The 23,814-nt window shown below is 66.5% G+C and carries 21 protein-coding genes and 1 pseudogene; 8 read left to right on the top strand and 14 right to left on the bottom strand.

From position 1 onward, the window contains the following. Window positions 1-21 precede the first annotated feature (21 nt). Entirely contained in the window at window positions 22-567 is a 546-nt protein-coding gene (locus tag CYFUS_RS37790; protein ID WP_095989617.1) for a VOC family protein, read from the top strand. Between the two features lie 4 nt (window positions 568-571). On the opposite strand, the gene CYFUS_RS37785 is transcribed toward CYFUS_RS37790, so the two are convergent. Continuing rightward, window positions 572-1,846 carry a radical SAM/SPASM domain-containing protein gene (locus CYFUS_RS37785; protein WP_232537032.1) on the bottom strand — a complete coding sequence of 425 codons (1,275 nt, stop codon included), beginning with the start codon at window positions 1,844-1,846 and terminating at the stop codon, window positions 572-574. 174 nt (window positions 1,847-2,020) lie between these two features. Here CYFUS_RS37785 and CYFUS_RS37780 point away from each other — a divergent pair, with 174 nt between their 5' ends. Next, window positions 2,021-2,413 (top strand): hypothetical protein, encoded by a 393-nt coding sequence (locus CYFUS_RS37780; RefSeq protein ID WP_095989615.1) that lies wholly within the window; start codon window positions 2,021-2,023, stop codon window positions 2,411-2,413. A 61-nt stretch (window positions 2,414-2,474) separates the two neighbouring features. Here the strand turns inward: CYFUS_RS37780 and cobA are convergent, their stop codons facing one another. The 6 genes from cobA to CYFUS_RS37755 are packed head-to-tail and all read right to left on the bottom strand — an operon-like array spanning window position 2,475 to window position 9,185. Further along, window positions 2,475-3,248, bottom strand: a complete 774-nt coding sequence (cobA, locus tag CYFUS_RS37775) for a uroporphyrinogen-III C-methyltransferase (protein ID WP_095989614.1) — start codon at window positions 3,246-3,248, stop codon at window positions 2,475-2,477. A 10-nt stretch (window positions 3,249-3,258) separates the two neighbouring features. Beyond that, a complete protein-coding gene (locus tag CYFUS_RS51260) occupies window positions 3,259-3,420 on the bottom strand; it encodes a hypothetical protein (protein WP_157758884.1) in 162 nt (53 codons plus the stop codon). Continuing rightward, complete coding sequence (locus CYFUS_RS37770) at window positions 3,404-4,246, bottom strand: uroporphyrinogen-III synthase (RefSeq protein WP_095989613.1); 843 nt, start codon at window positions 4,244-4,246, stop codon at window positions 3,404-3,406. Before CYFUS_RS37770 ends, CYFUS_RS51260 begins: the two co-directional genes overlap by 17 nt. Beyond that, window positions 4,243-4,587 carry a Rieske (2Fe-2S) protein gene (locus tag CYFUS_RS37765; protein ID WP_232537031.1) on the bottom strand — a complete coding sequence of 115 codons (345 nt, stop codon included), beginning with the start codon at window positions 4,585-4,587 and terminating at the stop codon, window positions 4,243-4,245. The genes CYFUS_RS37770 and CYFUS_RS37765 overlap by 4 nt, the downstream gene beginning before the upstream one ends. Before the next feature lie 3 nt (window positions 4,588-4,590). After that, the gene (gene nirB, locus CYFUS_RS37760) at window positions 4,591-7,074 is read right to left on the bottom strand and encodes a nitrite reductase large subunit NirB (RefSeq protein ID WP_232537030.1); all 2,484 of its coding nucleotides are present in this window, start codon (window positions 7,072-7,074) and stop codon (window positions 4,591-4,593) included. Then, window positions 7,071-9,185 carry a molybdopterin oxidoreductase family protein gene (locus CYFUS_RS37755; protein WP_095989611.1) on the bottom strand — a complete coding sequence of 705 codons (2,115 nt, stop codon included), beginning with the start codon at window positions 9,183-9,185 and terminating at the stop codon, window positions 7,071-7,073. The genes nirB and CYFUS_RS37755 overlap by 4 nt, the downstream gene beginning before the upstream one ends. A 624-nt stretch (window positions 9,186-9,809) precedes the next feature. On the opposite strand from CYFUS_RS37755, the gene CYFUS_RS37750 reads away from it, so the two are divergent. Then, complete coding sequence (locus CYFUS_RS37750) at window positions 9,810-10,697, top strand: glycine betaine ABC transporter substrate-binding protein (protein ID WP_095989610.1); 888 nt, start codon at window positions 9,810-9,812, stop codon at window positions 10,695-10,697. Between the two features lie 16 nt (window positions 10,698-10,713). On the opposite strand, the gene CYFUS_RS37745 is transcribed toward CYFUS_RS37750, so the two are convergent. Together CYFUS_RS37745 and CYFUS_RS37740 are read right to left on the bottom strand one after the other, a co-directional pair. Then, window positions 10,714-11,955 carry a cytochrome P450 gene (locus CYFUS_RS37745; protein WP_095989609.1) on the bottom strand — a complete coding sequence of 414 codons (1,242 nt, stop codon included), beginning with the start codon at window positions 11,953-11,955 and terminating at the stop codon, window positions 10,714-10,716. 349 nt (window positions 11,956-12,304) lie between these two features. Then, entirely contained in the window at window positions 12,305-13,081 is a 777-nt protein-coding gene (locus CYFUS_RS37740) for an NAD-dependent protein deacylase (RefSeq protein WP_095989608.1), read from the bottom strand. 481 nt (window positions 13,082-13,562) lie between these two features. Here CYFUS_RS37740 and CYFUS_RS37735 point away from each other — a divergent pair, with 481 nt between their 5' ends. Genes CYFUS_RS37735 through CYFUS_RS37720 form a run of 4 tightly spaced genes read left to right on the top strand, consistent with a single transcriptional unit; the run spans window position 13,563 to window position 19,913 of the window. Beyond that, window positions 13,563-14,741 (top strand): hypothetical protein, encoded by a 1,179-nt coding sequence (locus CYFUS_RS37735; RefSeq protein ID WP_157758883.1) that lies wholly within the window; start codon window positions 13,563-13,565, stop codon window positions 14,739-14,741. Beyond that, window positions 14,738-18,712 carry an RHS repeat-associated core domain-containing protein gene (locus tag CYFUS_RS37730; protein WP_095989606.1) on the top strand — a complete coding sequence of 1,325 codons (3,975 nt, stop codon included), beginning with the start codon at window positions 14,738-14,740 and terminating at the stop codon, window positions 18,710-18,712. Before CYFUS_RS37735 ends, CYFUS_RS37730 begins: the two co-directional genes overlap by 4 nt. Window positions 18,713-18,762: 50 nt before the next feature. Further along, on the top strand, window positions 18,763-19,167 hold the full coding sequence (locus CYFUS_RS37725) for a hypothetical protein (protein ID WP_095989605.1): 405 nt from the start codon (window positions 18,763-18,765) through the stop codon (window positions 19,165-19,167). 2 nt (window positions 19,168-19,169) lie between these two features. Further along, complete coding sequence (locus CYFUS_RS37720) at window positions 19,170-19,913, top strand: hypothetical protein (RefSeq protein WP_095989604.1); 744 nt, start codon at window positions 19,170-19,172, stop codon at window positions 19,911-19,913. A 70-nt stretch (window positions 19,914-19,983) separates the two neighbouring features. Here CYFUS_RS37720 and CYFUS_RS37715 read toward each other — a convergent pair whose 3' ends face one another. The 4 genes from CYFUS_RS37715 to CYFUS_RS37700 all read right to left on the bottom strand — a co-directional run bounded on the left by CYFUS_RS37715 (window position 19,984) and on the right by CYFUS_RS37700 (window position 22,831). Then, window positions 19,984-20,703, bottom strand: coding sequence for an SGNH/GDSL hydrolase family protein (locus tag CYFUS_RS37715; RefSeq protein WP_095989603.1), 720 nt, complete (start codon window positions 20,701-20,703; stop codon window positions 19,984-19,986). Window positions 20,704-20,837: 134 nt separating this feature from the next. Continuing rightward, window positions 20,838-21,341, bottom strand: coding sequence for a hypothetical protein (locus CYFUS_RS37710; RefSeq protein ID WP_095989602.1), 504 nt, complete (start codon window positions 21,339-21,341; stop codon window positions 20,838-20,840). Window positions 21,342-21,693: 352 nt separating this feature from the next. Then, window positions 21,694-22,122 (bottom strand): alpha/beta fold hydrolase, encoded by a 429-nt coding sequence (locus CYFUS_RS37705; RefSeq protein ID WP_157758882.1) that lies wholly within the window; start codon window positions 22,120-22,122, stop codon window positions 21,694-21,696. Window positions 22,123-22,273: 151 nt separating this feature from the next. Then, window positions 22,274-22,831 carry a hypothetical protein gene (locus tag CYFUS_RS37700; RefSeq protein WP_198316280.1) on the bottom strand — a complete coding sequence of 186 codons (558 nt, stop codon included), beginning with the start codon at window positions 22,829-22,831 and terminating at the stop codon, window positions 22,274-22,276. Between the two features lie 325 nt (window positions 22,832-23,156). Here CYFUS_RS37700 and CYFUS_RS53305 point away from each other — a divergent pair. Beyond that, window positions 23,157-23,264: pseudogene (locus CYFUS_RS53305) on the top strand (IS5/IS1182 family transposase); the annotation flags it as partial. 122 nt (window positions 23,265-23,386) lie between these two features. Here CYFUS_RS53305 and CYFUS_RS37695 read toward each other — a convergent pair. Continuing rightward, window positions 23,387-23,749 carry a hypothetical protein gene (locus tag CYFUS_RS37695; protein ID WP_095989601.1) on the bottom strand — a complete coding sequence of 121 codons (363 nt, stop codon included), beginning with the start codon at window positions 23,747-23,749 and terminating at the stop codon, window positions 23,387-23,389. Window positions 23,750-23,814 lie beyond the last annotated feature (65 nt).

Genomic DNA, 23,814 nt, shown 5'->3' with positions numbered 1-23,814 from the left:
TCCTTCTGAAAGGCATACATCATGAGCCGTACCAACAAGGGTATTCCTGGCGCGCGCAGCGTCCATCACCTCGCCTATACCGTTCCCAACCTCGACCAGGCGGTCGACTTCTTCGTCAAGGTCCTCGGGGCCGAGCTGCTGTATCGGATTGGCCCCGTCGAGGATCAGACGGGCGACTGGATGACACGCCACCTCAACGTGCACCCGCGGGCCTCGACCCACATCGCCATGCTCCGCTTCGGGCCCGTGAGCAACCTGGAGCTGTTCGAGTACACGTCGCCGGACCAGCGGCGGGAGCTGCCGCGCAACAGCGACTGGGGGGGCCACCACCTGGCGATCGGCGTCGACGACGTGGATGCCGCGGTGGACTACCTCCGGTCGGTGCCCGGCGTGAAGGTCCTCGACGAGCCACAGACCATCACCGAGGGGCCCATCGCCGGGGACCGCTGGGTCTACTTCCTGACGCCGTGGGGCATGCAGATGGAGGTCCTCCACATGCCCAGGGGCATGCCGTACGAGGAGGACACCGACGCCCGGCTGTTCGAATCGAGCGAGCCCTGGGCCTGAGCGTTCACCCGGTGGGGTCCGTTCGAGCGCCCCCCGCCTGGGGGGTCCGGGCCTCGGGCCATTTCAAGCGCTTCACCAACATGCGTGGGGTGGGCGGACGGGGATCCGGCGCATCCAGGGGCTCGACGACGAGATCGAACAGCCCATGGTCGAAGGGCCGGCCCGGGGCGGGCGCCTGGGGGACGAGCCGCTCGCGCACGCCCTGCTTCGCGAGGGTCCGGGCCCGGTAGTGGCAGTAGGGGTTGTTGCCCGGTCTGCCGAAGAGGGCGTGCGCGGTGAAGCTGCATCCCGCCATGCACGTGGAGGCGAAGGGGCAGGTGCGGCAGAAGCCCCAGAGGTCCTCCACGGTGCGCGTGCGCGTGAAGGCGAGCGGAGTCGCGTTGTCCCAGAGGTCGCGCAGGGGCCGCTCGCGCAGGTTGCCGCCCACGTAGTGCGCCGTCTGCAGGGAGGGACAGCCCTTCACGGCCCCGTTGGACTCGATGCCCATCACGTACCGGCCCGCCATGCAGCCGCGCCAGTGGTCCGAGGCGTCGGGGCCCGGCGAGCGCAGGACTCCTTCCTCGGGCCCGAAGTAGCCCAGGTTGTTGCCGGGCATGAGGGTGATGCCGTCGGCGAAGGCGCGCTGCTTCAGCGCCGCGATGCGCGGCAGCAGCTCGAGCAAGTCCCACGGTTGCAGGAGCAGGGCGGGGCGATCGGCCGCGCGTCCGAGCGGCGCGGTGATTTGAAGCTGCCAGGCGCGAGGGCCCAGGCCCTTGAGGTGCTCGTAGAGCGGCTCCAGGTCCGCCTGGTTGAGCCGGTTGAAGTTGGTGTTGACCGCCACGCGCACGCCCGCGGCGCTCAGGAAGCCGAGCGCCGCCGTGGCCGAGGCGAAGCTGCCCGGGGCGGCCCGCATCAGGTCATGCGTGGGCTCCAGTCCATCGATGCTCACCGAGGCCGCGTACAGGCCCGCCTCGGCCACCTGCCGCGCCAGGGCCTCGGTCATGCCGCGCCCGCCCGTGGTCAGCCCAGGACGGATGCCCGCCTCCTTCAAGGCGCGGATGATGTCGAGGAAGCCCGGGTGCAGATAGGCCTCGCCGCCGATGAGGACCACCTCGCGCGCGCGCATCTCGCGCAGTTGACGCACCACGTCCAGGGCTTCCTCGGTGGACAGCTCGTCGGGTCGCTGCGTGCCCGCGCGCGAGCCACAATGGGTGCAGGGCTGATCACAGCGCAGCGTCAGCTCCCAGACCACGTAGGCCGGGTGGTGGTCGGGACGGGAGACATCGAGTCGGCGCAGCATGGACATCCCCTCGGCTGGAGCAAGAACCGGGCACACCCCTCGCCCCCTGACGCGCTTGTCATGGAGCGGAAGCGGGAGGCCAAGTGATTCCGGCGTTTTGCGCGCGGCATGAGCTTCGCTGAGGGCCCCGCGCGCCGGCCATCATGCAGGTGGCCCCGCAACGAGGATACGCCAATGACCTCTCTCTCGGCCTGTCAGCAATGTCGTGGTTTCGTTCCCCCGGGCAGCACCACGTGCGTGCATTGTGGCACCGCCCTGACGGCGGCCGAGCCTCGTGGCGGCACGGGGCTGACGGCCCTCCTGGGCCTGGCCAGCGCGGGAATGACGGCCATCACGCTGATGGCCTGCTACGGCATGCCGCCCTGTGACGAGCCCGCGCCGGACGGTGGCTCGGACCGGTACCACTGCTACGACCCCGCGCCGCATTGTGCCTCGCCCGCCACGGACGGAGGACTGACGGGCGCGGATGGGGGCATGACGGGCTCGGACGGGGGAGAGCTCCCCCCCTGTGACGACGTCTTCCCCTCGCCTGGGGATGCCGGCACGGGCTCCGACGCCGGCCACTGAGTCAGTGCATGGCTCGTGCGGTCCAGGTCCTTGACCCTCCGGGCAGACTCTCGCGGCGGAATCAGGAACCCGCTGTCACGGGGGCGGCGAGGAGGCGCAGGGGCTTTGGGGGGGGGCCGAACCAGTGGAGCTTTTTCGCGAGCGTCGTGACGTCCCCCACCACCGCGAGCACGGGGGAGGCCAGCTCGATTCGCTCCATCCGAACCAACTCCATCAGTGTCCCCGTGTAGATGGCTTGGTTCGACCGTGTACCCGATAGGATGATCGCCAGGGGCGTGGAGGGGGCGCGCCCCCCCTCCATCAACTCGCGAGCAATCTGGAGGATGGTCGACCCGCACATGAAGATGACGAGCGTGTCGGCCCCCTGCGAGCCCACCGCGTGCTCGTGGCCGGCATGCCCGGTCACGAATGCCACGCTCGACGCATGAGAGCGATGCAGCAGTGGGATTCCGGCATACGCGGCAGCGGCGATTCCGGAGGAGATGCCGGGGATGACCTCCCACGCAATGGCTGCCTCCACCAATGCTTCCGCCTCCTCTCCCCCGCGGCCGAAGATGAAGGGATCACCCCCTTTGAGGCGAGCGACGATCTGTCCCCGCCGCGCCCGCTCGATGAGGAGGCGTTGGATCTCCTTCTGGTCCATGCAGTGATGCCCCGCGCGCTTCCCGCAATCAATGACATCGACTCCTTGACGCGCGTGGGCGAGCACTTCGTGGCTCACGAGCTGATCCATCAAAATGACATCGCTCTCCGCCAGAGCCTCGACAGCCCGAAGTGTGAGGAGCTTCGGATCTCCAGGTCCCGCACCGATGAGGTAGACTTTTCCCTGGTTCATGACGGCATCCTCATGTCTTTTGCGCCGCGCTCAAGCCGACGTCCTCCGCCGCGAAGACTCCGAGCGAGCCGAGCAGCACCCACAGCGTGAAGCTCAGGTCGAAGTGCATGAAACAGGCGATGAGGGTCGGTAGGTGTCCGCCGGGTGCTTCTGCTTCAGGCTTTGGATTCATGGGAAGCTCCCGCGTCGGAAATGAACCGGGCAAGGCTGACGATCATTGCCCCCATCTTCGGGCGCTCCGGCACGACATGGGGTGTCACTCCGGACGCCTCCAACGCACTGGCGCACGTCGGGCCAACGGCAGCCACCACGGTGTCGTTCCGCAGCGCGGACCTCAGCGCCTCGGCGCGCCCCATCTCCGAGGCAACCTGGAAGAGGTGCCGCGCCTGCACCTGGCTGGTGAAGGCAATCGCCCCCACCCGGCGCTCGATGATTTCCTGGACCAGGGATTGGAGGGGCCCCAGGTCCTCCGGGAGCCTCCATTCATAGAGACAGGTCTCCTGGATGCGAGCCCTCCGGCCCGCGAGTGCCTGGAGCAAGGGCAGATTGCGCTCGCCATAATGGAGGAGGACCACGCACCTGTCCTCCAGGTCCAGAGGGTCGAGCGCCTCGATGACATGCTCGGTGGTGTAGGGCTCCTTGACTCCAATGGATGGCTCGAGCCCTTCCTTCCTCAGCGCCGCGTGGGGCTTGGAACCCCGACATACCAGCGTGGCCCGGCGCAGCCGCTCCAACAACTCTGGCTTGCGCCCGAGCCGCTCCGCCGCTTGAGAGAGTGCTTCCACGCCGGCACCCGTCAGAAGAACGACGACAGGCGAAGCTTCGTGCATGAGCACGCCGAGCAGCGCCGCGACCTCCTGCTCCGCGGACGCGCTCTGCTGCTCGCGCACGGCGGGCACGCAGTACGGCTCCCCGCCGTGGCGGCGCACGAGCGTGGCCAACTCGCCCGTCATCCGGCCCTCCAGGAGGGCCACTCGCACTCCCTCGAGCCCGTTCACGAGTCCTCCACCCGCAGAAGGATCTCCTCTCTGTCGCTCAGCTCGACCGTGTAGGTCTTGAGCGAGCCACAAGCGTGGCCCACGGCGAGTCCCGTCTTGATGTCGAACTTGTACCCATGCAGGGGGCACACCAATACGTTGCCGCCCAGGAGCCCGTCCGCGAGCGGCCCCCGCTGGTGCGGGCACTCCGCCTGCGTGGCGAGGAGCGCTCCGCTCCGGGTCCGGAACACCGCCACGGTGCGTTCCCCGACGGTGAAGGTCCTTCCCTCTCCCAAGGGGACCCGGGTGGCCAGCCCAAGGTTGTACACGACCGACATGGATTGAGCCTGCTCGTATTGCATTGCTTATGCCTCCGCCGTCACCGGCCGCGCGACCGAGCCGGATGCTTCGGACTCCATCGGCAGGGTGTGAGTGAACTGTGAAGGATGATGCGGGCGCATCGCCTCCTCCCAGGGGTCGACGAATGCGTCCACCGCCGCCTGGATATCCGCATCGAGCCTGGCGGCGAGCTTTTCCTCGTCCTCCACGAGGAGGCGGCGGAGCTTGTCGATGCCGACCCGCTCGACGAAGTCATGGGTTCGCTCCAGGTACTTTCCATGCTCCCGGTAGTACTGCATGAACCGTCCCATGAGCTTGAGGACGTCCTCGTGCGAGTCCACCACGCAGAGGATGTCGCCCTTGCGCACGCGCGAGCCCGCCGCTCCTCCCACATAGATTTCCCATCGGTCTCCCCCGATGGCAACCGCCCCCACGTCCTTGGTCGTCGCCTCGGAGCAGTTGCGCGGGCAGCCAGCCGTCGCGAGCTTCATCTTGTGGGGAGACTCGAGGCCCTGGAATCGCTTCTCGATGGCAATGCCAAGCGCGGTGCTATCCCCCAAGCCATAGCGGCAGAATTCACTGCCCACGCACGTCTTGCAGGTGCGGAAGGACTTGGCATAGCCGTGCCCGGAGGGCATTCCCAGCTCGCGCCAGACCTCGGGCAGTTTCTCCTTCGGGATGCCCAGCAGATCAATCCGCTGTCCCCCGGTGATCTTCACCATCTTGACATTGTGCCGCTCTGCCACGTCGGCGATCTGCCGGAGCTGGGCCGGGGACGTCACGCCGCCGAAGATGCGGGGAATCACGCTGAAGGTGGCGTCCCGCTGGATGTTGGCATGCACCCGGTCATTGATGAAGCGGGCATCGCGCTCGTCCTCATAGTCCTTGCCCCAGAGCGTCTTGAGGAGGGATGCCAGCCCGGTCTTGCTCGCCACGTCTTCCCGTCCGTCCGCGAGCGCCTCGAACACGGCGGAGACGCTGCGCAGCCCCCGTGCCTTGATTTCCGCCACGAGCTCCGCCTTGGCGAGGGGCACGCCGGGGACATAGTAGTGGGCGGAGGGATCCTCGACGGAGTTGTCGCCCACGGCATTCTCGAGCAGTGCCTGGACGTCCTTCTTGCAGGAGCCGCAGCCCGTTCCAGCACGTGTCGCATCGCACAATTTCTTGAGCGTGCGGTGGCCCTTGCTCACGGCCTCGAGGATGTTCTGCTTGGAGACTCCGTTGCAGTTGCACACCTGGGCGGTGTCTGGAAGCTGGAGGACACTCGGGGTCGAGGCTTCTCCCATGGAGGGGAACAGCAGCTCCGAGCGGCTCTCGGGCACCTGCGTGCCCCGACCGAACGCACTCAGGAGGTTGGGAGCGCTCGACGTGTCCCCCAGGAGGATGGCCCCTACCAGGCGTTGGTCGCGGATGATGAGCTTCTTGTAGATGCCCTGCGTGGCATCCATATAGGTGACTTCCTCGTCCTGCTCGCCCGTCACCTCTTGGGCGCCCATGACGGCCAGCTCGATGCCCATCACCTTCAGCTTGGTGGAGACCTGAGAGCCCGTATAGAGCGCTTGGGGATTGCGGCCCGACAGGCGCTCGGCGAGCACCTGGGCCTGCTCCCAGAGCGGGGCCACCAGTCCATAGACGCGCCCGCGGTGCTGGGCGCACTCGCCCAGCGCGTAGATGTCCTGCTCGTTGGGCGCGCGGAGGTCGTCTCCGACGACGATGCCCCGCTCCACATGGATCCCGGCCTCACGCGCGAGTTCGACGTTGGGGCGGATGCCCGCGGAGATGACCACGAGGTCGCAAGCCAGCGAACTCCCGTCATCGAAGAGCAGACCGTTGACGCGCTCGTGGCCGAGTAGCTCCCGGGAGTTCTTCTTCAGGTGGACGTGGAGCCCCATGCCCTCCAGCGTGCGCTGCAGGATGGCGCCCCCCTTGGCATCGAGCTGGAGCTCCATGAGGTGCCCCTTGAGGTGAACGACATGGACCTCGAGGCCGAGCTCGAGCAACCCGCGCGCCGCCTCCAGGCCCAGCAACCCTCCGCCGATGACCACTGCCTTCTTCGCCTTGGCGGCATGTTGGGTAATGGCGGTGCAATCATCCAGTGTCCGGAAGACGAAGACCCCCTCCTTGTACTGGCCGCTCTCGTTCTTGAGCCCGACGAGGGGCGGCACGAAGGCGCTGCTGCCCGTGGCGATGACGAGCTTGTCATAGTGCTCGGTGATCCCCCCGGCCCCGTGGACGAGCTTCTGGCGGCCATCGATCCGCTCGACCCGCACGCCTGCGTGCAGCGTCACGCCTTTCTCCTGGTACCAGGAGAGCGGGTTGATGAAGATGTCCCGCGGGTCATGGGTGCCGGCGAGGACTCCAGAGAGCAGGATGCGGTTGTAATTGCCGTAGGGCTCGTCGCCGAACATGACGATGTCGAAGTGCGCCGCGCCCCCGCGAGCCAGCAATTCCTCAACCAGGCGCGCGCCTGCCATTCCGTTGCCGATGACGACGAGTTTCTCTTTCTTCACGATGACTGTCCTTTCTTTCGAGAGGGCTGCTCCACACGCGCCGCGCATATCTTGAATTCGGGCATCCGGCTGATGGGGTCCAGCGCTGGGTTGGTGAGACGGTTCACCGCCTGCTCGCCCCCCCAGTGGAACGGGACGAAGACGGTGTCCTCGCGGATGAGCTGGGTCAGGTTGACGGTGAAGCGCGCCGAGCCGCGCCGCGTGGAGAGCGTCACCTCATCCCCCTCCTCGAGCCCATACCGCCGGGCCGCCGCCGGGTGCATCCGGGCGATGGCCCTGGGCGCCAGCTTCTCGAGTTCGGGCACACGCCGCGTCTGTGTCCCGGACTGGTATTGGGCCAGCACCCGCCCGGTGGTCAGGTAGAGCGGGTAGTCCGAGTCCGGCGTCTCGGCGGAAGGTTGGTGCTGGACCGGATGGAAGAGGGCACGCCCGTTCGGAGTGGCGAACCGCTCGGAGAACAAGCGCGGCGTCCCAGGATGGTCCTCGCTGGGGCAGGGCCAGAAGAGCCCTCCGGACGCCGCGATCCGCTCGTAGGTGACACCCGCGTAGTCCGCCAGGCCGCCGGCGCTGGCGCGGCGCAGCTCCTCGAAGACCTGGCGTGGCTCGTTGAATTGGAAATGCGCCCCCTTGCCGAGCCGCTCGGCGAGCGCACAGAGGATTTCAATGTCCGTGCGGACTTCCGGTGGCGGCTCGAGCGCGCGACGCCGCAGGAGGACGCGTCCCTCCAGGTTGGTCATGGTTCCCTCCTCCTCCGCCCACTGGGCGGCGGGGAGGACCACGTCCGCGAGCGCGGCAGTCTCCGAGAGGAAGAAGTCAGCGACCACCAGGAAGTCGAGCGCGCGCAGGCGGGACTCGATCTCGCGAGCGTTGGGGGCGGAGACCGCCATGTTCGACCCCATGACCAGCAGCGCCCGGATGCCGCGCTCCTGGCCGATGGAGGTGAGCAGCTCGTACGCCGACAGCCCGGGACCGGGGATGTCCTCCTCACGGATGCCCCAGACAGACGCGAGGTGGCGCCGTGCCGCTGGGTCCTCGATCTTCCGGTAGCCGGGGAGCTGATCCGCCTTCTGTCCGTGCTCGCGCCCACCTTGCCCGTTTCCCTGCCCTGTCACGCAGCCGTAGCCGCTGAAGGGCCGGCCCACCTTTCCAAGGGCGAGCGCGAGGTTGATATAGGCGAGCGTATTGTCGACACCGCGCGCCTGCTGCTCGGGGCCTCGGCCGGTCAGGATCATCGCCGTGCGGGCCTTGCCCAACAGGTGCGCTGCCTGGACGAGCTGGGCCTCGGGGACTCCGGTGATGCGCTCGACCCGCTCGGGCCAGTAGCCGGCCACCATCGCCTTGACCCGTTCGAAGCCCTCGGTGCGGGACGCGATGTACTCGCGGTCGACGAGGCCGTCGCGGACGAGGACGTGCAGCAGTCCATTGACCAGCGCGGTGTCCGAGCCTGGGATGAGGCGCAGGTGCATGGAGCCCTGCTGCGCCGTGGGTGAGCGGCGTGGGTCAACGACGATGAGCTGACCGCCATTGGCGCGTTGTGCATCGAGGTACTGCATGAAGGGGGGCATGGTCTCGGCCATGTTCCCCCCCGCCAGGAGCACCACCTCGGCGCCGGGAATGTCCTCGAGCGGGAAGGGCAGCCCCCTGTCCAGACCGAACGCCTTGTTCGAGGCTGCCGCGGCCGAGGACATGCAGAAGCGGCCGTTGTAGTCGATGTTCGAAGTGCCGAGCGCTACCCGGGCGAACTTGCCGAGCAGGTAGCCCTTCTCGTTGGTGAGCGAGCCGCTTCCGAAGAGGCCCACCGCGTCCTTGCCGTAGCGCTCCTGCGTCTCGCGGAGCCGTGTGGCCACGAGCGCGAGCGCCTCGTCCCAGTTGGCGGGCTCGAGGACACCGCGAGCATTGCGTATCCAGGGGGTCTGGAGCCGCTCCGGGTGGCTGAGCAGGGAGCCCGCCGTCCATCCCTTGACACACAACCGCCCTTTGTTGACGGGAAACGCCTCGTTCCCCGCCACGACGACCTTCTCACGGGCACCCGAGAGTTGGACGCCACACTGGAAGGCGCAGTACGGGCAATGCGTCGCCACACCACCATGGTTCGCAGGACCCTGAGGCATACGGTCTCACCTTCTCTGCAAACGGGACTCCAGCGCTGACGCGGAGTGTCTGCCTTCAAGTTGGCTCGGGTGAAAACTATTGAGCAAGACATGTAGTTCGGCTCACTCCGCCCGAGGGGAATTCCTGAGAGGATTCCAAGCCGGGCGCTGCAACCCGCCCATCCGGGGCAGGTGTCAGGGGATTCGGTCCGCGCTACACAAATCCTCTGACCCTCTCCTGAGCACGCGCCGTGCCAGAGCCTTTCTGCTACAGTGGGCCGCGCGGTGTCCTGTCACTCGCGGGGGCATTTTTCCCCCTGGAGTTCCAAAATGCCCCATCAGGGCGCCTTCGCCTCCCTGCCAGCTCACGGACCCGCGCACACTGGCTCGAGGGCTCGTTTACTTGCAGCCCCTCCTTTTGCGCTCCGTCCTCGTATGAGAATTTGAGAATCTAGCACTTTTCTCTGTCTTGGGTCGGGGGAAGAGACACGGGGGGATTCGTGCCCCCACGTCATGAGTCCTCGTCTCGGCGACGCCTTTTTCCATCGCGTCCGGGAGTGCAGGGTGATGCCACGGTGAACGCGCGGGCTCGCTCCAGACAGGAGCCGGCGCGCAGTCGCCATGCCCTCTCAGGAGAGAACTGCCATGAATCGACGTCAATTCATCCAAGGCGCGCTGGGCACCGCGGGTGCCATGTGGGTCGTCGGCTGTGGTTCCGAGGATCGCGTCCTCACGCAGCCGACCATCAAGCTCGGACAGATCGATCTCTCGTTCCACGCCGCGGCGGCGGCGGTGGTCGCACGGATCCTGACCGACCATGGCCACCCGGTGGAGTTCAACACCGCGCTGCATGAGGAGATGTTCGCGCGCATGCAGCGCAAGGAAGTCGACCTCCTGTCCTCCGCGTGGCTGCCCGGGAGTCACGGTGCGTATCTCGCTCCCTTCGAGAACGAGGTCGAGAAGCTCTCCGTCCTCTACAACCCCTATGCCTTTTGGGGCGTACCCGATTACGTGCCCGAGGACGCCGTGTCGGCTGTCGCCGACCTCCTCAAGCCAGACGTCGCCGCGCGGATGACGAAGGTGATCCAGGGCATCGGGCCCGGCGCTGGCATCAGCCGCTTCTCCGTGGAGATCATGCAAGCCTACGGACTCGGGAGCGCCGGCTACGAGTTCCGCAACGGGACGCAGCAGGACTGCGAGGACGCGTTCACTCGCGCCGTCGAGGAGAAACGCTGGGTCGTCGTCCCGCTCTGGCACCCGCAGCACCTCCACCACCGCTACCGCATTCGCGAGCTTGTCGAGCCCAAGGGGCTGCTGCGCGGGAAGGACGAGGCGACACTCATCCTGCGCGAGGAACACCTCTCGAAACTCGAGCCGGAGGCGCTGCGCATGCTGCGTGGGATGCATCTCGGCAACGCCGAGGTCACCTACCTCGACTATCTGATCAACGTCGAGAAGAAGTCCCCCGCCGAGGCCGCTGATCGCTGGTTCCAGGAGAACCCGGAGGTCGTCGAGCGATGGCGGAACGGATGAGCATGTGACCTTCCGCTCAAGCGCTCGCGCGAGTTCCCGGCGCGGGCTCCGTGCGGACCCGCAGGGACTTGAGGCCCCGGACGTTGAAGTTCGGAACGTTCTCCAGGTGCTGGCCCGGCACGAGCGAGAGCTGGCGATCCGGCGTGAGCAGTTCCTCCAGCACCACCCGGGCCTCCAGCCGCGCCAGGGGCGCTCCGAGGCAGAAGTGGATGCCGTGGCCGAGGGCGACATGGCCCGCGACGTTGCGCGTCACGTCGAAGCGATCCGGATCCTGGAACTTGCGCGGGTCGCGATTGGCGGAGCCGAAGAGCAACAGGACGTTGGCCCCCGAGGGGATGCGTGTGCCAGACACCTCCACGTCCTGCGTCACCTTGCGGAAGAACACCTGCGCGGCCGAGTCGTAGCGGAGCATCTCCTCCACCGCGTTGGGGATGAGCGCGGGCTCGCGCGTGAGTCGCTCCAGTTGATCGGGGTGGCTCAGCAGCGCGTGCATGCCATTGCCGAGCAGGTTGGTGGTGGTCTCGTTGCCCGCCACGAGCAGCAGCCGGCAGAAGGCGATCGCCTCGTCCACGGAGAGCAGGCCCTCGCGCACGCCGTTGTCCAGCAGCGCCTGCATGAGATCCTCCCGGGGCTGCTGGCGGCGCGCCTCCAGGGCCTGCGACATGTAGTCGTGCATCTCTTGAGAGGTGCGCTCGATGCCGGACAGCTCCGCGCCACGGGCCAGCGCGTAGAAGGTGGCGACGGCATTGTCGGACCAACGCTTGAACTCGTGCCGGAGCTTCGGCTCCGCGCCCATCATCTCCGCGATGACGATGATGGGCAGCGGCTCGGCCAGGTCCTTGATGAGATCGAACTCGCCCGAGCGGGGGAGCTGGGAGATGAGCTCGCGGGCGAGCTGCCGGATGCGCGGCTCCATCTCGGCGACGCGCTTGGGGGTGAAGGCCCGGGTCACCACGCTCCGGGTCTTCGTGTGCATGGGCGGATCCTCGCTGAGGAGGATGCCCCGGCGGAAAGCGCGAACGGCGGTGGGCGCCACCTTCTCCGCCGCGTCGAGCTGCTCCGGCCGCACGACGGCTCGCGCGGAGGAGAAGACCGCCGGGTTCTTGGTGATGGCGATGACGTCCTCGTAGCGGCTGACGATGTACCAGCCGAGCTGCTCGTTGAAGTAGACGGGGGCGTTCTCGCGGAGCGTCGCGTAATACGGGTAGGGATCGGCCTGCACCGCGGGCAACATGGGGTTGTAGTCGCTGGCTTGCATGGGGGTAGGAGGCTCTCTCGAGGGTCAGCGGGGCGGCGCGGGTTGCGACTCAGCGCTTCTTCCCCGCTCTCGTCAGGATGCTGAATCATCGGGCCCTGGTGGAAATCACCCGAAAGAGGGAGGGAACACTCACCGGCCCGTCGTTCATCGAGGAGCAGGGCGGCCTTGACTCAACAATGAATGGTTCGCGTTTCTCGCTGTTGATGTTCGAGGATACGCCCCCATGAAACTCCTGCCTGTTTCGTTGTGCTTCCTGTTGCCGTTGCTCTCCACCACCACTGACGGGTTCCGCATCACCAGGATTTGAAACGAAGCCCCCTCTCCCACGCATGCGGGAGAGCAGCGAGCGCTACTCGCGCTGAGCCATCCACCGGCCGCGCGCGGTCCACAAGGCCTCGCAGGCAGCCACCGCGCCCATCTGCAGCTTCACCTCGACCACGTCCGACAGGTCGGTGCGCCCCGGGTTGATCTCCACCGTCGGACGCTTGCGCGCCACCGCCTCGAGCACGGGCCCGTCGATGTAGGGGAACAGACTCGAGGTCCCGATGGAGAACACCATGTCGAAGCCCGTCGCGAGCTCCTGCTGGAGACGCATCACCTTCGTGTGCGGCAGCATCTCCTCGAAGAGCACGACCTCGGGGCGCAGCAGCGAGCCACACCGAGGGCAGTTCGGACACGGCTCCAGGTTCGAGTAATCCACCACGCGCTCGGTGAAGGAGCACCGCGTGCAGCGCAGCTCGTGGATGTCACCGTGGATGTCGATGACGTGCTTCGAGCCCGCCGCCCGGTGGAAGCCGTCGACGTTCTGCGTGAGCACCCAGCAGCGCTCGACGCACTCCTCGATGCGCGCCAGGATTTCATGGGCGCGGTTGAAGGTCGCCCCCCGGCAGGCGCGCTCGATCTGGTGGAGGTGATGCCACGTCAGCTCGGGCCTGCGCCGGAACGTGCTCCCCGAGAGCGCCACCTCGATGGGCAGCCCCTCGTCGGTCGTCTTGTCGTTGTAGAGCCCTCCGATGCCGCGATAGGTGGGGACTCCCGACTCCGCCGAGATTCCAGCGCCCGTGATGAACAGCACACTGCGGGCGCTGGACAGATGCGTGATGACGCGTTCGATCGCCTGGTCCATGAGGTGAGCGTCGCAGCCGGACGGCTCCCTCGCAAGGCCCGGTGGAGCAGTGGCCGGTCGTTGTAGTCGCGAGGGGTATAGACGGACTGCTCGTCAGCCAGCAGCACGTCGGCCAGACCGAACAACTCCAACAACCGGTGCCAGTCCGCAAAGGAGCGAGCCAGCCGAGAGACTTCCGTAGTACCAGGCTGAGCATTCTTCGGCGCTCAGGCCGTCCACCAGCGCCTCCGGCACATGGTTGGTGGCGGCGATGTCGAGCAGGCCTGGGCGGGCGGTGTGCCGTATGATTTCAGTTGACTACACGAACGCGGCGAGAATCGAACCCGCATTTGTGCTATTGCTGCTCGCCGCCATGGATCTGTCGAAGCTACGCAAGCCTGTTCTCGATCGGCTCGAGCGCCTACGCACCCAGTGGCGTACCTTCGCTGCGTTACCGGAGTCGCGGCTATTGCACTGGGTATTCGCCAGCGATGAGTGGTCGATGCTGGAGACGCTCTTGAACGTGGAGGAGTATGGGAGCGGCACGGGACCGGACTTGTTCCTGCGTCTCACCTCTCCGCTGCGGTCCCCGGAGCACTACGACCATGCGCTTGCTCAGGAGCTGATCACTCGACATGCAGCACTGAGAGAGCGCCTGACGGCAGCCGGTGTGGAGCCCTCCTGGCAACCTCCTCGCGTGGTTTCGGAGTCCGCCCCCCTGTCCGTCATGGCGCTCGCCACCTCGCTCCATCAGCACTATCTGCCGCGCTTCCGTCACCTGGCGCTCGTGCTCATGCCCGAGTCGGTAGCTTCCGAGACAGCCTGGTCTCAATGGGTGGAGCGCGCTGTGCGCGGACCCTTCTCTCCTCAGGTGCGCTGGGTCTGCCCGGACCCAATCGAGCGAAACGCTTTCAAGCAGGTTGCTCGTGGCACTCCCCGGCTCATTCACACCTGCGTGGCGGGGCTGAACATGGCCGCTGCGCTTGAGGAGATCTCCGAAGCAGCCGGGGACCTGGAGACCCCCCAGGGCCGCTTTCGCCACCTCTTCGTGCAGATGAGCCGCGCCCTGGGGGCTGGAGATCTGCAACTGGCCGAGCAGTGCAGGACCGAGGCGGTGGCGATGGCGGGCTCTCAAGGGTGGAGGCACCTCCAGGTGGTCGCGCAGATTGCGCTCGGCTCGGGGCTGCTGTCCGCGGAGGGGCCCCAGGCGGCCCTCGCTGAGTACCGCCAGGCCGAGGCCGTCGCCCTGCAGGCCCAGGCGGAGGGAGAGCCGAGCGGGGCCCGGCTGCTCTTGCAGGCACGCTTGGCGGTGGGATCCGCCCTGGTCGCCTCCGCGGACTGGAAGCACGCCGCCTCCGTCTATGAACAGGTGGCCGTGTTGGCCGCCCAGATTGGCGATCTGCTCATGGAGTTGGAGGGCTGGCGAATGGCTGCCTGGTGCCACGAGCAGGCCCAGTCATGGGAGGAGGCCTGGTACTGTGGCTCTCGGGCGCTTGAGACCGCCCAGCTCATGGACGCGCCCGCACGCCAGAGTTCCACCCTCGGTTACGCAGGAGCCTGCCTGCTGCGGCTCACCGAGCTGGCCCACTTCAGCGACAAGCGCACGGAGATCGAGCAGCAGATGGAGCACCTGCTCGGTCCGGTGTGGCAACCGACTTCACCCGGGGGGACCCAGGCATGATGCCCGCGGCGAAGCACCTTGATCCGTTGCTGGGGATTGACATCCACCTCATCATCACCCCGCCCGGCGTGGTGGTTCCCATCCCGCACCCCTTCGTGGGCATTGTCTTCGATCCCATGGACTACGTGCCCATCCTGGGCACGACCGTCTTCGTCGGTGGACTGCCGCGGGCCCAGGCCGGAACGGGCGGCATCGCCCTGCCCCCTCATTTTCCTATTGGAGGGGTGTTCGCCAAGCCTCCTGGCAATGAGGCGGAGATCTTCATGGGCAGTTCCACGGTGGTGGTGGAGGACGAGCCTTTCAGCCACCTGGCCCTGCCCGTGCTCAGTTGCCAGGACATTGGAGTGCCGCCCTTCCCGAGGCGAAGAAAGAAGAAGTCCATCTCCAGCTTGGTACTGCCCACGACCCTGGTGCTCTCCATTCCCCTTCCCGTGTTCATTGGCGGCCCGCCCACGGTGTCTCTGATGGCGCTGGGAATGAGGGCGGGCATGGCCATCCTGGGGGCGCTTATCTCCAAGGTGCGCAAGGCCCGTAGCACGCGCAAAGCGCAGAATGGTGTGCACTGCAATGGTGGCCACCCGGTGGATGTCATTACCGGAGCCAACTTCGATGACTTCCTGGACGCGCGCTCGCCGCCCCCGGGACTCTTCTGCTGGCGGCGCTACTACTCCACGGCGCGGGCGGACCTCTACGGCCCGCTCGGCTGGGGTTTCCGCCATGAGTACCAGCACACCCTGCATCTCTCGCCTCAGGTGTGGCGCTATGAAGACCCCACCGGGCGGACCCTGGACTTCGACCCGCTGGACGCGGATGCCGGGGAGGCCTCACTCCATGGCGTGGTGCTTCGGCGGACGGGACCCCGGCAGTTCACGCTCCGCGAGGGCAGTGGCCCGTTGCTCCACTTCGAAGCCCCGCCTGCCAGTCACGTTGCCAAGCTGCGCGTCGTGCAGTCCGGCTCGCAACGGCTTGAGTTGAGCTGGGATGAGGAGCGGCTGATCCAGTTGGAGGAGGTGTCGCCCGCGGGCCGCGTACGTTACCGGCTCAAATATGACGCCGCCGGCCTGCTCCTGGAGTTGCTTCGGATGGGGGGACGCGAGCCCCAATGCCTCGCTCGCTACACCTATGACCGTCAGGGCCACCTCGTCACCTCATGTGACGCGGAGGGGGGCTGCTATCTGTATGAGTATGACGGCGCGCACAGGTGGGTTCGCATGCGCGACCCCAATGGTTATGCCTTCTGGTGGAAATATGATCAGGCGGGCCGCTGCATCGAGACAGCCGGACAGGATGGGCTGTGGTGGACTCGCCTGGAGTATGACCCGGAGCGCTGGGAGACGCGCGTCACAGAGCGCTCCGGAGGGGTCCACATCTTCCGTTACAACGAGGATCTCACCTTGGTCGAGCTCGTTGATCCCTATGGGGGAGTACTCAAGCGGGAGGTCGCCGATGATGGGCGGGTCTTGCAGGAGATTGACTCCGGGGGCCGCGTCACGCGGATGCTCTACGACGCGCAGGGGGCACTTCTGGGGCAGCTCGATCCCTATCAGCGGGTGCTCCCCCCGGCGCAGGTCCTGCCCCAGCCCGAGCCTCCTGGGCCCGCCCCCCTCCCCGAGACGCCGCTCGGCTTGTTGCTGGGCAGTGACCGGGACGTGCCTCCACAGGTCGCACGGGGAGGGCAGCCCCCTCTCCTCGCGAGGGTGCCACAGGAGTTGCAGTCACTGCTGTCCCTGCTAATCCGGCTGTACCCGGCGGGCAGGAGCGCGGCGCCGGTGCTCTCGTTTGATGGCTTGGGCCGGGTGGTGTCCGAGGTGGACCCCGAAGGGCGGAGCCACCGTTGGGTCCATGACCGGGCCGGAAATGAAGTGGGCTACCGTGATCCGGACGGCCGGATCTGGCAGCAACGCATTGGCCGCTGGAATCTTGTCACCGCAGTGGAGGACCCGCAGGGCTCCCTTACCCGTTATGCCTACTCTTCCACCGAACAGGTGGTGCGTGTCGTGGACCCGGCCGGCACGCAGAGCGAGTACGAGTATGACGAGAAGGATCGCTTGGTAAAGGTTGCTCGCAACGGGCGGCTGCACGAGCAGTACACCTGGGACAAGGGAGACCGGCTGCTCGAGAAGCAGGACGCGCTGGGGCGTGTGCTGTTGCGCATGGAGTACGAGGACGGGGAGCGGGTGGAGACCCGCCATCTGGGCTCGGGCGGGATCCACCTGCTCGAGCATGATGAGCAGGGCCGGGTCATCCGTGCCTCCACCGGGGACCACGAGGTGGACTTGCGGCATGATCTCTTCGGGCAGATCCGCAGTGACCTGCGGAATGGCCGGGGTATCCAACGCCAGTGGGTGGGCGGGCGCTGTGTCACCATCGTGCTCGGACGCTTCACGTGGTCGCTGGAGGGCACGGCGGGAGACCCCTTGCGGCGGCTGGGTGATTCCACCGGTGGAGAGCACCTGTTCTGGTGGGACGAGCGCGGCCTGCTGCTGCGGGAGCATGCGCACGGGCTGCGCGAGCTCGCCCAGTATGATGGCGAGGGGCGGCTCCTGAGCAGCCTCACCTGGATGCAGGATTTCCAGGAGACGAAGCCCCCTCGGTGGACCCGCTACATGTACACGGCCGATGGAGATCTGGCCACTGTCTGGGAGGCGGATGGCCGGCAAACGCGCTACACCACGGATGCGGCCCATCGGCTCACTCGCGAGGAGGGGCCACACGGCCGCTTCGACTACGTGTTGGATCCGGCGGGCAACCTGCTGGGCAAGCCCGGGCTCGAGAACACCGTGCTCGCCGAGGCCAACCGCCTGGCCCGGGCCAATGACGAGACGTTCGTCTATGACGTCCGTACCCACCTGAGCGAGCGTCGGCGGCCTGATGGCTCCCGCACGTGCTACACCTATGACAGCGCGGACATGCTGGTGCGGGTGGAGGATGCGAAGGGCGAGCCCTGGACCGCCGAGTATGACGCCCTGGGGCGCCGCATCCGCTGCGGGCGGGGCACCCGGCAGCGAGAGTTCTTCTGGGACGCAGACCGCCTCGCCGCCGAGCTGTCGCCTCGGGGACAGCTACGGCTCTACGTGTATGCGGGCCATGACTCGCTCGTGCCCGTTCTGTTCGTCGACTACCCCTCGGTGGATGCGGCCCCGGAGAGTGGTCAGGTCTTCGTCCTCCTCGTGAACCAGGTCGGAGCCCCCCTCAGGATCGAGGATGCCTCTGGACGCACCGTCTGGTGGGCCTCCAGGCTCGAGCCCTACGGCCACATCACCGTCGCCCCAGACAGTCGGATCGAGTTCAACCTCCGCCTGCCCGGCCAATATCACGACCCGGACACGGGGCTGTTCTACAACCGCTACCGCTACTACGACCCGGTCCTCGGGCGCTACCTCCAGAGCGATCCGCTCGACCTGGAGGGGGGGATCAACCTGTATGCCTATGCGCCCAATCCATTGGTGCAGTTCGACGTCCTTGGTCTTGCACACTCCAAGAAGCGCAAGGCCAACAATGTCAATCAGCACAAGAAAAAGTCCGTCAAGAATCCGGGAGTAGTCAGCTCCTATCTCAAAACCCGGCGCGAGGTCCGCAAAAACAAGTACAGGGGAATCGACTGCGACCACATCCCCTCCTCCAAGGCCTGCAAGAAAGCGGTCGAAAACCACCTGGGCAACCCGCTCACCAAGGCGGAGTACCGCAAGCTCCACAACTACATCACGGCCATGCACGAGTCGCGGGACATCCACCGTGGTTTCAGCCGCACGTATGGCGGAAGGAATACCCAGAAGCAGATCGCCAAGGATGCTGCGGACCTGAAGGAGGCGGCAAAGAAAGACATGAAGGCCATCAAGGAGGCGCTCAAGGATGATGGGTGGTCCAACAAAAAGATCGATGATGCCTTCGACAAAATCCATCAGCGCAACAAGAATATCGGGCTGTATGATGATCTCGACAAGCTGTGCATGACGCTGGGGTTCATCTAGCCTGAGGCCGCAGGGTGTGGTCGAGAACCGTTTCACAGGAGGAAAGGCACGTGGGAGAGCAGACGCTGGGAGTACTCGTTGGCAAGACCTATGACGCACCCGAGGTGCAGGAGTTCGTGTCTCAGTTCGGCAATGTCGATGTCGACGAGGAGATCGGGGCCCCAGAGTCCGTGTACTACACCTTCGAGAAGGCCGGGGTGACGGTGCTCACGGATGTCCGCACGAAGAGGGTCACGCACATCATTCTGGAGGCCCCTCAGGGCAAGCGTGGGTACCACGGCAAGCTCCCCTTCGGGTTGAGCTTTGACTCGAGCAAGGAGCAGATCAGGAAGGCGCTCCAGCGTGAGCCGGATCGGACCAAGCCGTTCTTCGATGCCTGGGAGATGGGGGAGTACGTCTTCCATGTTGCCTACCGGGCGGGTGCCATCAAGTCGTTCACGTTCAAGGCGGAGTAAGCGTGGCCCGGATCGAGAGCCTCTGGATCGAACTGCTCCTGCCACGCACGCCTTGGGAGTGGAAGGATGTGCTGCTCGATAAATTCGAGCGGCACCCCACCTTCGCGCCTACACACTGGGGCCAGAGCGCCCGGGTCAGGGAGCCCTATCGGCGCGAGGAACTGGAGCGTTTCTGTGGCGAAGAGGGGGAACGGGAAGATCCTTCCCTTCCTACCCTGCGGCGAACGCAGCGCCCGCTGTACGTGGCCAGCTGGAGCCTGGGTGACGGCCCAGGGTGGCTGGAGGTCGAGGCCCGGATGATGCTCGAACCGGAGGAGTCCGCTTCCTACTTCGATTTCGCCAACCACCTCGCCAGCGCACTGCCGCTCGAGTTCGGCCTCGTCGACATTGCCTTTCAGGGGGTCCCGCGAGCGCTGGCGATGAACCCCAGTGGCCGGCAGCACGTGGACGTCTATGTGGAGTGCGGGCCCACCACGCTCTTTGCCCGGACGTACTTCGGCCCGCGGCTAATCAAGCTGATGGGGGGCCTGCCGGCCCTGGAGGGCAGTGGAGGCGTGGTACATCGGCTCGGCAACGGCGTGGTGGCACTAGACCTCGTGGCTACCCCCTGGCAGGCAGAGGCGAAGGCGCTCAAGCAACACCAGAAACAGGTGCTTGAGAAGCTGTTGCCGACGGGCATCTTCATGCGCCGGGAGCAACTGTTCTCCGAGCCGGGTCCGCGCTGGGTACCTCCCTCGACGTCCTGAGCTTTCCCGATGCGCGGCCATGCATTCCCCCTCGCTTCGTGACCTCGGGAACGGGCGAGGAGACGCCCGGTCAGTGCACCCCGGGGGCGGGACACGCCTCGAACAACGAGTCCATCATCCGCGCGGCGATCCATTTCGCGCCCTCACGGGTCGGATGCAGCCCATCCGCCTGCAGACTGCCGTCCGGCGAGCGCACCAGCCAGGTTCCGAGCGGCAGGAGGACCACGTTGTCGCGCGAGCGTGCCCACTCGGAGATACGCCGGTTGAGCCTCGCGAGCGTCTCCGGGGAGGGGAGCATGCCGGGTTCGAGTGCCTTGCCCACGGCGGTGGTCATCGCTGGCAGCTCGCCAAGGAGGATGGGTCCCGGAAGCGGCTCGAGCAACGCCAATCCCTGCTCCAACCGGGCCAGACGTTGCGCCTCGTCGAGTTGTGCGCCATGGACGAACCAGAAGAGGAAGTCCACGGCGACAGTCAGCGTCGGCGCGTACGTGAGCACCTGGTCCACCTGTCGCTGCCCGGCGGAGCGTGGGTTCTTGAAGAACCACAGGCTCGCGAAGTTGCGCACGGGCGCGTGCTCCGTCGCCACGGTGTCGTCCAGGAGGTCGGCGAGCGTCCTGCCACGGCCCTCCTGACGTCCCCAGCCGAAACCGGCCGAGACACTCGCCCCCATGACGGCGACGCGCGACAGGGTGGCGCTGGCGCGGGCGCATGAGCTGGAACGCGGCGGTGCCGCCCCCCACGCGGGGAGGGCCCCCACCACCAGCAGCCAGAGGAGGAAGCGCATCTGCATGGGGCTGTTCTCCAAAGGCAGGGTGACAACAAGGGGAAAGCGGGTGGGTTGCGAGTCGTACCGGGATTGCCCTTTCGCCAGAGCGTCATCCAGGAGGCCGGAGCCTCCCGGATGAAGAGGGGCGGCCCCTCGGACTACTTGCCCACGCTCGTGAAGGCGAGCTCCTCGCCACCGCCGTACAGGGAGAACTGGAACGGGGCGCGGGGGTCCTCGCTGTCGACCAGCAGCTGCACCGAGCCCACGTCCGCGAACTGAGCCAGCCAGGCGTCCACCTTGCTCGGGTCCGCGAGCACGTACACCCCCGGCTCCGGCTCGACGAGCGGGAACTGGCCACGGGCGATCGCCTGGCCCTTGGAGGAGTAGACCGTCAGGGTGGTCACGTTGCTCTTGAGCTTGGGGGGCCGGGTGCTGGTGCCCTTGAGGACGACGGCCATCTCCGAGCTGCCCTCGCTGAGGGTGATGCCGCTATTGGTGGACAGGAACTTCCACGTCAAGGTGGCCGAGAACGTGTAGCCCGTGCCCCGCACGGTGTCACTGTAGTACTCGCCCTTCACCGATGCCGTGGGCGGGGGGCACGCCGTGAGCATGACGATCGCGAGCACCGACATCGCCTTCACTACCAGTTTGGACATCTGCATGGGGCTGTTCTCCAAAAGGGGGGGGACCTCACCCGGATTCATTCTGGGCGGAGTGTCTTGTTGCAGAGTCCGTGCCGAGACCGGCTTTCCAGAGATTCCAGAGGGAAGGCGGGTTGCGGATTGTCCTGGAACGCGCTTGTTGTTGCCGCTGGAGCAGCGGCGATTCCGGTGTTGTTGCTTCCACCGCTACATCCGCGCTCGCCACCAGAGCGGACGGGGTCGCGCGAGGTGCCTGGGTGGTGCTGGTATTGTTGCTTTCCCGTCCCCGCCGCCAACGGCCATCGCTCAGGCCCCGATGCACTGTCCACCCTCCTGGATTGTGCGCGGCCGTCCGTGGCTCTGTCCCTACGGGTCAGGGACTGATCGAACGTCCTGGAGCGCAGTGCCCCTCCTGCTCGATGTGGTTCAGGATCGCCGCTGCGAGCGGGGGGACGACGGCGCGTGGAATCGTGTGCCCCATCCCGTCGATGGTCACGAGGGTCGAGCGCGGCAGGGTCTCCGCGAGGAATCGCGAGTTGGACTCGGGATTGGTGGGATCCTCTGGGGTGGTGATGACGAGCGTGGGTACGGTGACGTGAACGAGTTCCGCCCCCCGAGCCAGTCCAGAGGAGTCGGCCCGCGCGTGAGCATCCGAGGTGTCGTGACGGCCAGAGTGGGCGATGATGCGCCGCTCGAGTGCGCGGAACTCCTCGGCGTCGAAGGGAATCTTCCTCCCGTTGAGTCTGCGCCAGTTCTCGACCCGCCATTCGATCTGCGCCTCGCGGTCGCGCGGCTCGAACATGTGGCTCCAGAACGCGTACAGGTCCGGATCGATGGGGGCTCGCGCCGTCGCGTTGGCGCGGGCGGGAGCTCCTTCGAGGGCGGGCGCTCCGAATGGGGGACCCTGTCGAAGGCCCAGGTGGACGCTCCCGTGTCCCGGTGGTGGAGCGGGGTCAGGCTTTCACGGTGAGCCACGCGCCGAGTCCGCCGCATCCGGTCGCGTTGTAGGTGGTGCTGCGGTAGCCGGCCGGAATGGGCGAGTACGGACAGGTCCAGATGCCGTTGCGGACGAGTTGGTGGTACCAGGCGCCGATGCCGCTGCATCCGGTACGGTCGTAGTTGGTGGTGACGTACCCGGACACGATCGGCGAACCCGAACAGGTCCAGATCCCATCGCGCGCGAGCCGGTGGTACCAGGCGCCGACGCCGCTGCAGCCGTTGCGGTCGTACATGGTGATGACGTACCCGGACACGATTGGCGAACCCGAACAGGTCCAGATCCCGTCACGAGGGGGCTGCTGGTACCAGGCCCCCACGCCGTTGCAGCCATTGCGGTCGAAACTCGTGATGACATACCCGGCCGGAACGGGCGCCCCCCCACAGGCCCACACGCCGTCCAGGGCCAGCGGCTCGATGGTCGTCGCGGCGCTGGCCGTGCCAGCGAGGATGACGGACGAGATCAGCGCCACCGCTCCCAACATTGCGGCGATCTGGTTTCGAATGGCCTTCATCGTTGTGCGACTCCACGATTGACGCAATTGGCTATTCATTTTCACACCTGTCCTTTCGGCATGCGGGTTGATGTTCTTGCTGGAAGATCTGCGGTGCTGGTACCCCACGCTGTGAATTCCTCGGCCACCAGGTGGCGGCGAGGTTCGCATGGGTCCGGGGGGACGGCGGCAACATTGGCAGAGACACAACAGGTAAGCCAGAATGAATTTTAGCTACCACCTATAAGCCTATCATCCTCACGCTTCTCCCAGCGCACAAGGTCCGGGCGTCTTTTCAGTCGGCGTCGAGGTGTGATGCGCTCGGACCAGGCCAAGGGTTTGTGTTCTACTCCCCAATCGATGGAGTGGAGAGAGAACGTTTGGCTGGCTGAACTGGCATTGGCGCCTGTTCAAGGATCGCGAGCGCGAGGAGTCCTTGTCCGAAGCATTCATCCAGTTCGGAATGATTGACCTCACCGAGCATCCGAGCCACCGACGTGCCCACTCCAACTCACCAGGCTTTGAGACGGGGCCCCCTCTCCCAGGCATGGGTGGGAGGGCCCCGCTCCAGTGCCGCTATTGCGGAACGATGGAGAACGCGACGTCCTTCATGTCGATGCTGGGCCCGCGGATGCGCAGCTTCCCCTCCACCTGGGTGATGCCCTGGTTGGACGGGTCCACCTGGGTGACCGAGCCCACCACCTCCGAGGCATCCGCCACGCTGTTGCCGAAGAGCGGCATCGCGAAGGGCTGCACCCGCCACCGGACCCCGGTGTTGCGGCTGCCCTCGGGCGCGGAGACGACCTGCCACTCCAGTGTGGAGGGACACCGCGCGTCCTGCTTCAGCCGGGGCAGGTAGAAGGTCTCGCCCAGGGTATGGGCGCGCGGGTTCTGCAGCGGGAGCAGCGCCTCGGCGCAGACCGGCTCCGGGCTCGTCACGGCACGCACTGGCCGACAGCAGCAGCACCGACGCGGAATAGAAGAGGACGAAAGCATTGGCTCGC

Source organism: Cystobacter fuscus (assembly GCF_002305875.1).
Taxonomy (GTDB): Bacteria; Myxococcota; Myxococcia; order Myxococcales; family Myxococcaceae; genus Cystobacter; species Cystobacter fuscus_A.
The sequence above is the reverse complement of the archived record's forward strand: the minus strand, read 5'-3'. Positions and strand labels throughout refer to the sequence as shown.